Annotated in this window: 13 protein-coding genes; 5 read left to right on the plus strand and 8 right to left on the minus strand. The window is 68.0% G+C overall.

Annotated features, from left to right (window positions below):
• Positions 1 to 124 precede the first annotated feature (124 nt).
• Positions 125 to 619: a DUF523 domain-containing protein gene (locus ACTWJ5_RS30505; protein ID WP_074980339.1), complete on the minus strand. Its 495-nt coding sequence runs from the start codon at positions 617 to 619 to the stop codon at positions 125 to 127.
• A 192-nt stretch (positions 620 to 811) separates the two neighbouring features.
• On the opposite strand from ACTWJ5_RS30505, the gene ACTWJ5_RS30510 reads away from it, so the two are divergent.
• On the plus strand, positions 812 to 1,366 hold the full coding sequence (locus ACTWJ5_RS30510; RefSeq protein ID WP_116425144.1) for a DUF6160 family protein: 555 nt from the start codon (positions 812 to 814) through the stop codon (positions 1,364 to 1,366).
• A 3-nt stretch (positions 1,367 to 1,369) separates the two neighbouring features.
• Here the strand turns inward: ACTWJ5_RS30510 and ACTWJ5_RS30515 are convergent, their stop codons facing one another.
• Positions 1,370 to 1,993, minus strand: coding sequence for a 2OG-Fe(II) oxygenase (locus tag ACTWJ5_RS30515; protein WP_116425145.1), 624 nt, complete (start codon positions 1,991 to 1,993; stop codon positions 1,370 to 1,372).
• 98 nt (positions 1,994 to 2,091) lie between these two features.
• Here ACTWJ5_RS30515 and ACTWJ5_RS30520 point away from each other — a divergent pair, with 98 nt between their 5' ends.
• Entirely contained in the window at positions 2,092 to 2,823 is a 732-nt protein-coding gene (locus ACTWJ5_RS30520; protein WP_444437136.1) for a hypothetical protein, read from the plus strand.
• Here ACTWJ5_RS30520 and ACTWJ5_RS30525 read toward each other — a convergent pair.
• Positions 2,820 to 3,758 (minus strand): alpha/beta hydrolase, encoded by a 939-nt coding sequence (locus ACTWJ5_RS30525; RefSeq protein ID WP_043317445.1) that lies wholly within the window; start codon positions 3,756 to 3,758, stop codon positions 2,820 to 2,822. The two genes, ACTWJ5_RS30520 and ACTWJ5_RS30525, sit on opposite strands and share 4 nt — an antisense overlap.
• 77 nt (positions 3,759 to 3,835) lie before the next feature.
• Here ACTWJ5_RS30525 and ACTWJ5_RS30530 point away from each other — a divergent pair, with 77 nt between their 5' ends.
• Positions 3,836 to 4,477, plus strand: coding sequence for a DUF6436 domain-containing protein (locus ACTWJ5_RS30530; RefSeq protein ID WP_411392978.1), 642 nt, complete (start codon positions 3,836 to 3,838; stop codon positions 4,475 to 4,477).
• Between the two features lie 31 nt (positions 4,478 to 4,508).
• Positions 4,509 to 5,012, plus strand: a complete 504-nt coding sequence (locus ACTWJ5_RS30535) for a hypothetical protein (RefSeq protein ID WP_064584833.1) — start codon at positions 4,509 to 4,511, stop codon at positions 5,010 to 5,012.
• A 17-nt stretch (positions 5,013 to 5,029) separates the two neighbouring features.
• On the opposite strand, the gene ACTWJ5_RS30540 is transcribed toward ACTWJ5_RS30535, so the two are convergent.
• Positions 5,030 to 6,064: an AraC family transcriptional regulator gene (locus ACTWJ5_RS30540; protein ID WP_253392875.1), complete on the minus strand. Its 1,035-nt coding sequence runs from the start codon at positions 6,062 to 6,064 to the stop codon at positions 5,030 to 5,032.
• Positions 6,065 to 6,170: 106 nt separating this feature from the next.
• Between ACTWJ5_RS30540 and ACTWJ5_RS30545 the strand changes: the two genes are divergently transcribed.
• Positions 6,171 to 8,561: a penicillin acylase family protein gene (locus ACTWJ5_RS30545; RefSeq protein ID WP_253392873.1), complete on the plus strand. Its 2,391-nt coding sequence runs from the start codon at positions 6,171 to 6,173 to the stop codon at positions 8,559 to 8,561.
• 408 nt (positions 8,562 to 8,969) lie between these two features.
• Here the strand turns inward: ACTWJ5_RS30545 and ACTWJ5_RS30550 are convergent, their stop codons facing one another.
• From ACTWJ5_RS30550 to ACTWJ5_RS30565, 4 genes are read right to left on the minus strand one after another with little or no spacing between them, the layout of a single operon-like run.
• Entirely contained in the window at positions 8,970 to 9,842 is an 873-nt protein-coding gene (locus tag ACTWJ5_RS30550; protein ID WP_074980345.1) for an ABC transporter permease subunit, read from the minus strand.
• Positions 9,839 to 10,720: an ABC transporter permease subunit gene (locus ACTWJ5_RS30555; protein WP_173427895.1), complete on the minus strand. Its 882-nt coding sequence runs from the start codon at positions 10,718 to 10,720 to the stop codon at positions 9,839 to 9,841. Before ACTWJ5_RS30555 ends, ACTWJ5_RS30550 begins: the two co-directional genes overlap by 4 nt.
• A 26-nt stretch (positions 10,721 to 10,746) precedes the next feature.
• Positions 10,747 to 11,901 (minus strand): ABC transporter ATP-binding protein, encoded by a 1,155-nt coding sequence (locus tag ACTWJ5_RS30560; protein WP_074980346.1) that lies wholly within the window; start codon positions 11,899 to 11,901, stop codon positions 10,747 to 10,749.
• 55 nt (positions 11,902 to 11,956) lie between these two features.
• The gene (locus ACTWJ5_RS30565; protein ID WP_245323049.1) at positions 11,957 to 13,030 is read right to left on the minus strand and encodes a polyamine ABC transporter substrate-binding protein; all 1,074 of its coding nucleotides are present in this window, start codon (positions 13,028 to 13,030) and stop codon (positions 11,957 to 11,959) included.
• Positions 13,031 to 13,105: the final 75 nt, after the last annotated feature.

Below are 13,105 nucleotides of genomic sequence, written 5' to 3' on the forward strand. Positions count from 1 at the left end.
CGCTGCAGCGAACCTCCGGCGGGACTCTTCAGCATAGGTCGCCACGCCGACGGCTCAAGGGAAAGAATGCTACAAGGGCTGTCGGAAGGCTCTACGCCGAGCCCCGCAGGCTATCACAACGAACTCAGCCGCCGGCTTCCAGGCCGGCCAGGCAGACCGCCGCGGCGTCCAGCTCCTCCTCGCTGAACACCAGCACGCCCATGCGCTTGAGCGCCGCCGCGGTGACGCCCTCGCCGGGCACGCGCAGGCCGGAGAAGCTGCCGTCGTAGTTCTCGCGGTTGCCGCAGGAGGGGCTGCGCGCCTTGAGGATGGCCAGGCGGATGCCGTGACGGTCGACCAGCGCCATGGCCTGTTCGGCGCCGCGGACGAAGGCGCGGGTGACGTCCGCGCCGTCCACCGTCACCACCGGCGCCTGGCCTTCCAGCACCAGGGCGCCGCGGCCGCCGGGAATCTCCGCCGGCGCGCGCGGCGTGGGCAGGCCGCCGGCCACTTCCGGGCACAGCGCCACTACCCGGCCCTGGGCCTGCCAGCGTTCCAGCAGGTCGAAGGGGCCGTGGCTGCCACCGTCGTAGCGCACCCGGTGGCCCAGCAGGCAGCGGCTGACGAGAATCTTCTGCATGGGCGAAACACTCCCTTTTCGATCGCAACAGACTAGCCCGCACATTGGACCCGGTCACCTGGCAACCGATGGCGGCCACCCTCCGATGGTCGGGCCCATCCTTCGGCTGGAACTGCCGCGCCGGCATGGCGGGCCTGGCGCATCGCGCGCAGACTGCCTCGCCATATCGCCCACCGCGAGGGAACCGCCACCATGCTCAAGCCTCTCAGCCTGCCGCACCTGATCGGCGGCCTGCTGCTGTGCGCTGCCGGCGCCAGCCAGGCCGCGCTCGAACCGCTGGACAACGAAAACCTCGGCCGCATCACTGGCCAGGAGGGCCTGAGCATCCGCGCCGACGTCATGGCCAGCATCGGCAAGGCCGCCTGGGTCGACGACGGCGGCAGCGTCTCGCTGCGCAACCTGAAGATCGACAACGGCTGCACCAGCGCCGCGGTCTGCCCGGACGGCCGTGGCGGCGCGCTGCCCCTGGGCGCGGCGCAGCTGGGCCTGAGCCTGCCGATCTTCGGCGTCGAGCTGCCGACCCTGCAGGTCGACGTGGTCCAGGGCAGCAACGGCCAGCAGCAGTTGGCGCTGACCCTGCCGGACCTGACCACCATCAACAAGCAGCTCAATGACGGCGGCCTGCCGGCGCAGACCATCCGCGTTCGCGTGGCCGGCGACCTCTACGTCGGTGAAAGCCGCCTGGGCAGCCTGGAGGTGCGCGACATCCAGGACATCAGCGGCACCATCCGCGTCTGGGGCCACTGAGCCCTAGAGCGGGGCATCGCCGCGGCGGCGGAACCAGCCGGTCAGCGACAGGCGTTCGCGGTGGGCCGGCAGCACCTCGTGGGGAAACTCGCCGGAAAGGAATAGCACCAGGCTGCCCCCCAGCGGCGGCACATCGTCGTGGCTGCCGTCGGCGAAATACAAGCGCAGTTCGCCGGCGTGCTCGGGTAGCCAATCGTCGTTGAGGTAGAGCACCGCCGACACGCAGCGCCGGTCATCGTCGCGGAAGCGGTCCAGGTGTTTCTGGTAGAAGGCGCCCGGCGGGTACAGGGCGAAGTGGCACTCGAAATCTTCCAGGCCCAGGAACAGCGCGCGGTTGAGCGCCACGCGCAGTTCATCCATCAGCTCCAGGTAGCGGTCGCAGGCCTCGGCCTGCCCCGGTTCCAGCCACTGGATGCGGTCGCCGCGGATGCCCTCGCGCACCGCCTGGCCGGCGCCGCGCCCCACCGAGGCCGAGGCCAGCTCGCCGGCGGCAGCGCGGTTGCGGCACTCCGCGGCCAGGGCGGCGATCAGGTCCGCGGGCAGGAAGTCGCGTTGCAGCGACCAGCCGCGTTCGGCCAGGTCGTCGACGGCGTTTTGCAGGGGGGAGGAATCGGCGTGCGGGTTCATGCGCTATTGTAACGCCGGCGACAAGCGCCTCGACAAGCGGGGCCGGGCTTGCCGACAATAGCCGCGGCGGATGGCCACTGCCGCCAGGAGGACCCGATTTGCGTGCACTGCTTGCCCTTGCCCTGCTGATGCTGGGCCTACCCGTACTGGCCGACGATTATCAGCGCCTCTACCAGGCCGCCGGCTGGCCGGAACAACGCGCGCACTTCAACGATGCCCTGCACGCCGCGCAGAAGCGCTACCAGGCCAACCTGCCGCCGGCGCTGTACCAGGCCCTGGTGAACAACAGCGACCAGCGCTTCGCCCCGGCGCAGATCGACGCCCGGGCGCTGGCCGGCCTGCGCCGGAGCCTGGCGGACAGCGGCCCGGCGCTGGCCTTCTTCGAATCACCCCTGGGGCGCAAGATCGCCGCCGCGGAAACCCTCGCCACCCGCAGCGACCAGCTCGCCCAGTACGCCAACGGCCTGCCGCGCCAGCAGGCCACGCCGCAGCGCCAGCAGCTGGCCCAGCGCCTGAGCCGGGCCCTGCCGGCCAGCGAGGCCGGTGCCGAGGTCAGCATGGCGCTGGCCAGCGTGGCCGCCGACAGCCTCAGCCAGATGCTCCCCGGCCTGCTCGGCCAGGGCCAGGGGCTGCTCGAAGGGCAGCGGCAGAACGTCGTGCAGCAGATCGGCGCCGACCTCGACAACACCCTGCTGTACGTCTACCGCGGGCTCTCCGACGCCGAGCTGCAGCAGTTCGCCGACTTCGCCGAGTCGCCCGCCGGCCAGGCCTACTACCAGGCAGCCCTGGCCGCAGTGAAGGCCGGGCTGGCCTCCGCCCCTTCGAACTAGCTCAGGCGCTCGCCGAGGAAATCGAAGTAGCGCCGACGCAGCGCCTCGCTCTCATTGGCCAGGTGGTGCCGCGCGCCGGTGAGCAGCAGGCATTCGATGCGCTCGAACTTCTCCTCCAGCACCCTCAGGTTGTAGCGCCAGTCCACCGTCTCGTCGGCGTCGCCCTGCACCACCAGCAGGTTGCGCGCGCTGGGCGGCGCGCCCTCGATGTGCGGAATCCAGCGCGCCAGCGCGCCCACCCAGGCGGTGGGCAGGATGCGCGGCTGCAGCGGGTCGCGATCGCGGAGGAAGGCGAGGAAGCCGGCGTCGTTGGAGTTGTCGGTGAACTTGCGCGGGATGGAGTCGACGAAGGGCCGCAGCAGTTGGTAGCTGAGCTTCGACCAGCCCCAGGCGCGCGGCCGCACCAGCGGCGCCAGCAACAGGGTGTGGCCCAGCTCCGGGCGCGGCGCGCCGGTGAGCAGGTAGTCCAGCAGGATGGCGCCGCCGGTGCTCTGCCCGAAAAGGTGCCAGGGCTGCGGCAGGTCCAGCTGCGCCGCCGCGTCCAGCAGGCCGGCAAGCACCGCCTGGTACTCGGCGAAGTCGTTGATGCTGGCCGCCGCGCCGTTGGACAGGCCGTGGCCCGGCAGGTCGCAGGCGATCACCGCCAGGCCCAGGTCCAGCGCCCAGTCGATGACGTGGCCATAGAGCCCCATGTGGTCGTAGTAGCCGTGCAGCAGCAGCAGGCTGCCGCGGGCCAGGGGCGGGCGCCACAGCTGCGCGGCGATGCGGTAGCCGGCGCACTCGAAGTAGCCCAGGCGGCTTTCCAGGCCCGGGTAGCGGGCCGCCAGGTCGAGCCCGTAGAAGGACTGGTAGGCGAGGACCTGGGCGTCGCGTTCGGCTGCGGTCAGGGGTCGCAGGCGCTGGCGCAGCAGATCGGGCTGGAAGGCTTCTGGCATCGGGGTTTTCCGCGGTTTCCGGTGACGCTGGGACGAGCGCCCGGCGGCATCCAGGCGGTTCTGCCACAAGCGACGGCATGGCACTCTTGGGGGCTATCTTACCGGGATTCGCCATGCCTGCCCGCCGCACGCTCATCCTCGCCTGCCTCGCCGCGCTGCTCGCCGCCATGCTGCTGGGCGCCTACCAATGGTTCCAGCAGCGCTACATCCGCCCCTTCGACGCCCAGCCGACGCTGTTCAGCGGCGCCGGCCTGCAGCTGCCGGCCGAACTGGCCGGCCCCGGCGCCATCCGCCTGGTGCATTTCTGGGACCCGGCCTGCCCGTGCAACGTCGGCAACCAGCAGCACCTCGCCGAGTTGCTGGCGCGCTTCGCCCCGCTTGGCGTGCAGTTCTTCGCCGTGCAGAAGCCCGGCAGCCACGGCCAGTTGCCCGCCACCCTCCAGGCCCTGCGGCCATTGGCCACGCCGCCTGGCGCCGAGGCGCTGCCGGCGAGCCCGGCGGTGGCCATCTGGGACCGCCAGGGCCGCCTGGCCTATTTCGGCCCCTACAGCGAGGGCGCGGTGTGCAGCTCGGCCAACAGCTTCATCGAACCGGTGCTGCAGGCGCTGATCGACGGCCGCCCGGTGCAGGCCACCCAGAGCCTCGCCCAGGGCTGCTATTGCCCCTGGCGGGCGGACAGCCGGGCGCCAGCATCTACACTAGCCGGAGCCGGCCCATGAAGGGCCGGCGCGCGACTACAAGGAGCCTCCCATGCCGCTACGCCCCACCCTCGCCCTGTGCGCCCTGCTCAGCCTGCCGCTGCTGGCCAGCGCCGACGACCAGGCGCCCAGCCCCGACCAGGTGATGTCCGAGCACAAGGCGGAGATCGACAACCGCCTGGCCGACATCGACTACAAGCGCAAACGCATCGTCGAAGCCAACATGAACCTCACCGGCAAGGAAGGCGAGGCATTCTGGCCGATCTACAACACCTACCGCAGCGAGGCCGAGAAGCTGAGCAAGCAGCACCTGGCGCTGATCCTCGACTACGCCAAGTCCTACAACACCGGCAAGGTCTCCGACAAAGACGCCAGCGCCCTGCTCAAGCGCGCCGAGAAGCTCCAGCAGCTGCGCCTGGACCTGCGCAACCGCTACATCGCGCGCATGGCCAAGGCCGTCTCGCCGACCCGCGCCATGCGCTTCCTGCAGATCGAGACGCAGCTCGACGCCATGGCCCTGCTGGACATGGCCAGCGAGATCCCGCTGGCCGAATGAGCCCGGCGCGGGGCGCCTCAGTGCGCCTGCGCCATCTCCCGCAAACGCCGCCGGTACACCTCCGGCGGCACCCCGAACCAGCGCCGGAAGGCGCGATAGAACGGCGACAGCTCGGCGAAACCGCAGGTTCGCGCCACTTCGCGGATGGCCACGCCTTCGACCAGCAGCTCGGTGGCGCGCTGGCGGCGCACTTCCTCGTGCAGTTCGCGAAAGCCGCTGCCCTGCCCGGCCAGGCTGCGCTGCAAGGCGCTGGCCGGCAGGCCCAGCAGCTCGGCGCAGGCCTGCAGGGTGCAGGGTTCGCGGCCCAGACGGTGGGCCAGCAGGTAGCGCAGGCGGTTGAGCAGGTCGTTCTCCTGCAGGCGCTGCAGTTCTTCCTCCGCATAGCGGGTGAGCACGCCGTGCAAGGCGGCGTTGGCCGTGCGCGACGGTCGCCGCAGCAGGGCGCGCGGGAACAGCAGGGCGTCGTGTGCGCAGGCGAACCGCGGCGTCAGCCCGAACAGCCGGCGGTGCTCGGCCAGGCGCCGTGGCGCGGCATGACGGAACTCGATGGCGGAACAGGCGAACTCGTCGTCGCTGACCGCCTTCAGCAACTTGATGAACAGCAGCAGCAGGCATTCCATCTGCTGGCGCAGCGGCGGGCAGTCGCGGTAGTGGATGTCGAGGACCAGCCGCGCCTGCTCGCCCTCCTCGCGCAACTGCGCGGCCAGGCCGCCGGAGAGGATGTGCTGGAAGCGCAGGAAGCTGTGCAGCGCCTGCTCCAGGTCGCGGCTGGCCAGCAGCAGATAGCCGACCACATCGAGCAGGCGCGGCTTCATCGCCTCGGCCAGGTGCAGGCCGATGTCCACGTCACCGCTCAGCTCCGGCAGCGCCGCCCAGAACAGCGGCACCTCGTCGTGCAGCAGGCGGCCGTCGGCGCTCACCGGCGCCAGGCGCACGCGCCGCAGCGCCTGGCGGTAGATGCACGCCGGCTCCAACCCCAGGTTGGTAAGCGCCTCGTAGAGCAGGCGGCGCAGGGTGGCCGAATGGGTGAGTGGCGCGCTGGAGAGGGACATGTGGCCTCCTTTTGACCAAAGACTTTCAGCTTGCGCGCGTTTGGTCAATGAAAGCGCCCGGCGCGAATGCGCAGAATCCGCCCAGAACAACAAGGAGAGCCGCTACATGAAACGTACGTTGACCGTTCTTGCCGTGCTGGTGGCGGCCGCTGCCGCCGGGGGCGCCTGGTACCTGCATGGCAAGCAGCCGACCCGCGACGGCCTGGCCGGGCTGCCCGGCCTGCAGGCCGAGGTCGAGGTGCGCTACGACGAGCGTGGCGTGCCGCACATCCGTGCGCAGAACGAAAGCGACCTGTACCGCGCCCTGGGCTACGTGCACGCCCAGGACCGGCTGTTCCAGATGGAGATGCTGCGCCGCCTGGCCAAGGGCGAGCTGGCCGAGGTGCTGGGGCCCAAGCTGGTGGACACCGACCGCCTGTTCCGCACCCTGCGCCTGCGCGACCATGCCGCCGAGTACGCCGCCCGCCAAGACAAGCAGTCGCCCGCCTGGAAGGCCCTGCAGGCCTACCTGGACGGCATCAACCAGTACCAGGCCAGCCACCCGAAGCCGCTGGAATTCGACGTGCTGGGCATTCCCAAGCGGCCCTTCACGGTGGAGGACACCCTCGCCGTGTCCGGCTACCTGGCCTACAGCTTCGCCGTGGCCCTGCGCACCGAGCCGGTGCTCACCTACATCCGCGACGACCTGGGCGCCGACTACCTGAAGGCCTTCGACCTGGCCTGGCACCCGGAGGGCGTGCTGCAGCGCCCCACCGCGCTGGCCGCCGGCGACTGGAAGGACCTCGGCGCCCTGGCGCAGATCAGCCAGCAGGCCCTGGAAGCCGCCGGCCTGCCGCAGTATGAGGGCAGCAACGCCTGGGTGGTTTCCGGCAGCCGCACGCGCAGTGGCCGGCCACTGCTGGCGGGCGACCCGCACATCCGCTTCGCCGCGCCCTCGGTGTGGTACGAGGCGCAGCTCAGCGCCCCCGGCTTCGAACTCTACGGCCACCACCAGGCCCTGGTGCCATTCGCCATGCTCGGCCACAACAAGGACTTCGGCTGGAGCCTGACCATGTTCCAGAACGACGACATGGACCTGGTGGCCGAGAAGACCAACCCGGCCAACCCCGAGCAGGTCTGGTACCACGGCCAGTGGGTGGACCTCGCGCGCGAGGAACAGAGCATCGCGGTGAAGGGCCAGGCGCCGGTCAAGCTGGTGCTGCGCAGCTCGCCCCACGGGCCGATCGTCAACGACGCCCTGGGCGCCGCCTCGGGCAAGACGCCCATCGCCATGTGGTGGGGCTTCCTGCAGACCGAGAACCCGCTGCTGGACGCCTTCTACCACCTCGACCGCGCCGACACCCTGGACAAGGCCCGCGCCGCCGCCGCGCAGATCCACGCGCCGGGGCTCAACGTGGTCTGGGCCAACGCCCGCGGCGACATCGCCTGGTGGGCCTCGGCGCAACTGCCGAAGCGCCCGGCCGGCGTCGATCCGAACTTCATCCTCGACGGCAGCACCGCCGCGGCGGACAAGGACGGCTTCTACCCCTTCGTCGAGAACCCCCATGAAGAGAACCCGGCGCGCGGCTACATCGTCTCGGCCAACTTCCAGCCGGTGCCCGCCAATGGCCGGCCGGTGCCCGGCTACTACAACCTGGCCGACCGCGGCCAGCGCCTGGACCAGCACCTGGCCGACGCCTCGGTGAAGTGGGACCTGCAGAACAGCCAGGCGCTGCAGCTGGACACCGGCACCGACTACGGCCCGCGCACCCTGGCGCCGCTGCTGCCGAGCCTGCGCCAGGCCGCGGCCGGCGAGCAGGAGAAGGCGCTGGTGGAGCAACTGGCGGCCTGGAAGGGCGACTACCCGCTGGATTCGCTGGCCGCCACCCTGTTCAGCCAGTTCCTCTACCAGCTGGCCTACGGCGCCATGCACGACGAAATGGGCGATGCCTTCTTCAACACCCTGCTGAGCACCCGGGCGATAGATAGCGCCCTGCCGCGGCTGGCCGCCGACGACGCCTCGCCCTGGTGGGACGACCGCGCCACGGCACAGAAGGAAAGCCGCGCGGACATCGTCAAGGCCGCCTGGCAGGCCAGCCTGAAGCACCTGCGCGACACCTTCGGCCAGGACCCGGCCAATTGGAAATGGGGCGCGGCGCACACCCTCACCCACGTGCACCCGCTGGGCATGCAGAAGCCGCTGGACCGCCTGTTCAACATCGGCCCCTTCGCCGCGCCGGGCGGCCACGAGGTGCCCAACAACCTCTCGGCGCCCATCGGCCCGGCGCCCTGGACCGTCACCTACGGGCCCTCGACGCGGCGCCTGGTGGACTTCGCCGACCCGACCCACGCCCTGGGCATCAACCCGGTGGGCCAGAGCGGCGTGCTCTTCGATGCGCACTACAAGGACCAGGCCGAGGACTACGTCGAAGGCCGCTACCACGCCGAGCATTTCGCGCCCGACGAGGTCGCCGCCAACAGCCACGGACTGCTCAGGCTGGTGCCGCAGGCCCGCTAGGCCGCGCCAGAAACGACGAACCCCGCATGATGCGGGGTTCGTCGTTTCCGTGAGAAGGGACTGCGGGAGGCGCCGAAGCTCCCTGGCGCGTTATTCCCCCTAGGGATAACTATTGGGGTGTTGTATTGGGCGCCACCTCCCGCCTGGGTGCTGTGGAAAGCACTGGCAAATTGCCCGGGATCACGGAGGCCGACCAAGCTGCGGGGAATAGCCGGCAACCGCCAACGGACACACTGAATAGTAGTTGGCAAATGCAGGGAAGTTGCGGCGATTAGCTGTCAGATTCTTCTGAGAAGACCGACTCTTCTTGCCCTACGGCATATGCCCGCCTCCCCCAAAAACATGGGCCACCCGAAGGTGGCCCATGGTTTTCGCAGGCACCGGCTGCAGCCGGCCGACAAGACGACGTCAGACGGTGGCCGGCGAACCTTTCTGCCAGTCGGTGGCCGTGGCTTCCATGGCCTCCTGGACGGCACGCTTGCGACGCTCCTCGGCCTGGCGTGTGAAGTACCAGGCGAAGAAGGTGAACAGCGAGACGGTCAGCAGAATCAGGCTGGCCACCGCGTTGATCTCCGGCTTCACGCCCAGGCGCACGGCGGAGAACACTTCCATCGGCAGGGTGGTGGAACCGGGGCCGGAGACGAAGCTGGCCAGCACCAGGTCGTCCAGCGACAGGGCGAAGGACATCATGCCGCCGGCCGCCAGCGAAGGCGCGATCATCGGGATGGTGATCAGCAGGAACACTTTCCAGGGCTTGGCGCCCAGGTCCATGGCCGCTTCCTCGATGGACAGGTCCAGTTCACGCAGGCGCGCCGACACCACCACCGCCACGTAGGACGAGCAGAAGCTGGTGTGGGCGATCCAGATGGTGACGATGCCGCGCTCCTGCGGCCAGCCGATCAGCTGGGCCATGGCCACGAACAGCAGCAGCAGCGACAGGCCGGTGATCACCTCGGGCATGACCAGCGGCGCGGTGACCATGCCGCCGAACAGCGTGCGGCCGCGGAAACGCGGGATGCGCGTCAGCACGAAGGCCGCCAGGGTGCCCAGGATCACCGAGGAGACCGCCGTGTACACGGCGATTTCCAGGGAGCGGAACACCGAGCTGATCAGCTGGGTGTTGTCCAGCAGGCCGACGTACCACTTCACCGACCAGCCGCCCCACACGGTCACCAGCTTGGAGCCGTTGAACGAGTAGATGACCAGGATGACCATCGGCACGTAGATGAACAGCAGGCCGACGATCAGCATGATGTTGGAGAAGGACCAACGCTTGTTCATACCTTGCCCTCCAGTTCTTTCGCCTGGTTCTTGTTGAACAGGATGATGGGCACGATGAGGATCGCCAGCATGACCACCGCCAGGGCGGACGCCACCGGCCAGTCACGGTTGTTGAAGAACTCCTGCCACAGCACCTTGCCGATCATCAGCGTCTCGGGGCCGCCGAGCAGTTCCGGGATGACGAACTCACCCACCGCCGGGATGAACACCAGCATGCAGCCGGCGATGATGCCGTTCTTCGACAGCGGCACGGTGATCTTCCAGAAGCTGGTGAAGTTGCGCGCGCCCAGGTCGGAGGCGGCCTCCAGCAGGCTCATGTCGTGCTTCACCAGGTTGGCGTACAGCGGCATCACCATGAACGGCAGGTACGAGTAGACGATACCGATGTACACCGCCAGGTTGGTGTTGAGGATGGTCAGCGGTTCGTTGATCACCCCCAGCCACATCAGGAAGCCGTTGAGCAGGCCGTTGTTGGACAGGATGCCCATCCAGGCGTACACGCGGATCAGGATCGCCGTCCAGGTCGGCATCATGATCAGCAGCAGCAGCACGGTCTGCATTTCCTTGCTGGCGCGGGCGATGGCGTAGGCCATCGGGTAGCCGATCAGCAGGCACAGGAAGGTGCTGATCGCCGCCATCTTCAGCGAGCCCAGGTAGGCGTCGATGTAGAGCGGGTCGTCAGTCAGCATCAGGTAGTTGCCGAGGTTCAGCACCAGTTGCAGGGTCTGGTCGGCGTACTGGAACACTTCGGTGTACGGCGGAATGGCCACGTCCGCTGCCGCCAGGCTGATCTTCAGCACGATGGCGAAGGGCAGCAGGAAGAACAGGAACAGCCAGATGAACGGCACACCGATCACGGCGTGCCGGCCACGCGGCAGGCGCTTCATGAGCGATTTGCTGATGTTCATGATTGCAGCACCACACCGCTGTCGTCGTACCAGCTGATGTACACCGGCTGGTCCCAGGTCGGGCGGGCCACGTGGCGCTCGGCGTTGGCCATGAAGGCCTGGACGATCATTCCCGAGGCCAGCTTGATGTAGTACACCGAGTGGCCGCCGAGGTAGGCGATGTCGTAGACGGTGCCCTGGGCCCAGTTGAAGCCTTCGTGCTCGAGGTTTTCCGGCTTCTGCGCGCTGACCATGACCTTCTCCGGACGCAGCGCGTAGGTGATGCGCTTGTCTTCGGCGCGGGTGCTGATGCCGTGGCCGATGTAGATCGGGTTTTCCAGCTGCGGGCAGGCGATCACCGCGTGGTCCTGCACGTCCTCGACCAGTTGGCCGTCGAACATGTTGACGTTGCCGATGAACTCGCAGATCAGGCGGCTGGCCGGGGTCTCGTAGATGTCCATCGGGCTGCCGATCTGCTCGATGCAGCCCAGGTGCATGATGGCGATGCGCTGGGCCATGGTCATGGCCTCTTCCTGGTCGTGGGTCACCATCACGCAGGTCACGCCCACGCGCTCGATGATCTCCACCAGTTCCAGCTGCATCTGCGAGCGCAGCTTCTTGTCCAGGGCGCCCATGGGCTCGTCGAGCAGCAGCAGCTTCGGCCGCTTGGCCAGCGAACGGGCCAGGGCCACGCGCTGGCGCTGGCCGCCGGAGAGCTGGTGCGGCTTGCGCTTGGCGTACTGGGTCATCTGCACCAGCTTGAGCATTTCCTCGACGATCTTGTCGATCTCGGCCTTGGGCAGGCCGTCCTGCTTCAGGCCGAAGGCGATGTTCTGCGCAACCGACATGTGCGGGAACAACGCGTAGGACTGGAACATCATGTTGATCGGCCGCTCGTAGGGCGGCAGGTCGGTGATGTCCTGGCCATCCAGGAAGATGCGACCTTCGGTCGGCCGCTCGAAGCCGGCCAGCATGCGCAACAGGGTGGATTTACCGGAACCGGAACCGCCGAGCAATGCGAAGATTTCGCCCTTCTTGATGGTCAGGGAAACACTGTCCACCGCAAGGGTTTCGTCGAACTGCTTGGTGACCCGGTCGATTTTTACCAACACCTCTTTGGGCTGCTGGTCGCCCGCGAGGGCTTTCTTGTAGGCACCGGAGGCTATAGCCATTACCACAACTCCCAACTTTTTGGACGCCCGGCCCCCGCGGCCGGGCGTACTTGGATTACTTACCGGACTTGATCTTGGTCCAGGAACGGGTCATGAGGCGCAGGATCTTCGGCGGCAGCTCGTGCTGCACGAAGAGCTTGTCGAGCACTTCCTGAGGTGGGTAGACCTCGGGATTGTCGCGCACGGACTCATCCATGAATTCGCCAGCCTTGGGGTTCGGGTTGGCGTAACCGACGTAATCGCTGACCTTGGCGATCACCTCGGGCTTGAGCAGGTAGTTGATGAAGGCGTGGGCCTCTTTCGGGTTCGACGCATCCTTCGGAATGGCGAGGATGTCGAACCACAGGTTGGCACCTTCCTTCGGAATCGCATAGGCGATGTTGATGCCCTTGCCGGCTTCCTTGGCGCGGTTGGCCGCCTGGAACACGTCGCCGGAGAACCCGGCGGCGACGCAGATGTTGCCGTTGGCCAGGTCCGAGATGTACTTGGAGGAATGGAAGTAGGTGACGTACGGGCGAACCGCCATCAGCTTGGCCTCGGCCTTCTCGTAGTCGGCCGGGTTGGTGCTGTTGGGGTCCAGGCCCAGGTATTTGAGCACGGCCGGCATCATTTCGTCGCCCGAATCGAGGAAGGCGACGCCGCACTGGCTGAGCTTCTTCATGTTCTCGGGCTCGAAGAGCACGGCCCAGGAATCGATCTTGTCGACGCCGAGCACGGCCTTGACCTTGTCGACGTTGTAGCCGATGCCGTTGGTGCCCCACAGGTAGGGCACGCCGTAGAGGTTGCCCGGGTCGTTGGCCTCGAGCTGCTTCATCAGGTGCGGGTCGAGGTTCTTCCAGTTCGGCAGCTGGCTCTTGTCCAGCTTCTGGAAGGCGCCGGCCTTGATCTGGCGGCCGAGGAAGTGGTTGGACGGCACCACGATGTCGTAGCCGGTGCGGCCGGCCAGCAGCTTGCCCTCGAGGGTTTCGTTGGAATCGAAGACGTCGTACACCGGCTTGATGCCGGTTTCCTTCTCGAAATCGGCCAGGGTGGTCTCGCCGATGTAGTCGCTCCAGTTGTACACGTGGACGGTCGGCTGGGCCTGCGCCACGGCGGCGCCCAGGCCCAAGGTCGAGATGGCAGCGATCAGGGTATTGCGGAAGGGAATGCGCACACGTCGGTCCTCTCTGTTGTCATGAAGCTTCTTGGTGTTGGCGTTTACAGC

This window comes from Pseudomonas sp. A6 (assembly GCF_052367875.1).
Classification (GTDB): domain Bacteria; phylum Pseudomonadota; class Gammaproteobacteria; order Pseudomonadales; family Pseudomonadaceae; genus Pseudomonas; species Pseudomonas citronellolis.

Excerpts from the sequence above, each read along its gene's own strand:
- ACTWJ5_RS30510 (WP_116425144.1), top strand. The coding sequence starts at position 812 with ATGCTCAAGCCTCTCAGCCTGCCGCACCTGATCGGCGGCCTGCTGCTG.
- ACTWJ5_RS30540 (WP_253392875.1), bottom strand. The coding sequence starts at position 6,064 with ATGTCCCTCTCCAGCGCGCCACTCACCCATTCGGCCACCCTGCGCCGC.
- ACTWJ5_RS30525 (WP_043317445.1), bottom strand. The coding sequence starts at position 3,758 with ATGCCAGAAGCCTTCCAGCCCGATCTGCTGCGCCAGCGCCTGCGACCC.
- ACTWJ5_RS30505 (WP_074980339.1), bottom strand. The coding sequence starts at position 619 with ATGCAGAAGATTCTCGTCAGCCGCTGCCTGCTGGGCCACCGGGTGCGC.
- ACTWJ5_RS30545 (WP_253392873.1), top strand. The coding sequence starts at position 6,171 with ATGAAACGTACGTTGACCGTTCTTGCCGTGCTGGTGGCGGCCGCTGCC.
- ACTWJ5_RS30550 (WP_074980345.1), bottom strand. The coding sequence starts at position 9,842 with ATGAACAAGCGTTGGTCCTTCTCCAACATCATGCTGATCGTCGGCCTG.
- ACTWJ5_RS30515 (WP_116425145.1), bottom strand. The coding sequence starts at position 1,993 with ATGAACCCGCACGCCGATTCCTCCCCCCTGCAAAACGCCGTCGACGAC.
- ACTWJ5_RS30530 (WP_411392978.1), top strand. The coding sequence starts at position 3,836 with ATGGCACTCTTGGGGGCTATCTTACCGGGATTCGCCATGCCTGCCCGC.
- ACTWJ5_RS30535 (WP_064584833.1), top strand. The coding sequence starts at position 4,509 with ATGCCGCTACGCCCCACCCTCGCCCTGTGCGCCCTGCTCAGCCTGCCG.
- ACTWJ5_RS30560 (WP_074980346.1), bottom strand. The coding sequence starts at position 11,901 with ATGGCTATAGCCTCCGGTGCCTACAAGAAAGCCCTCGCGGGCGACCAG.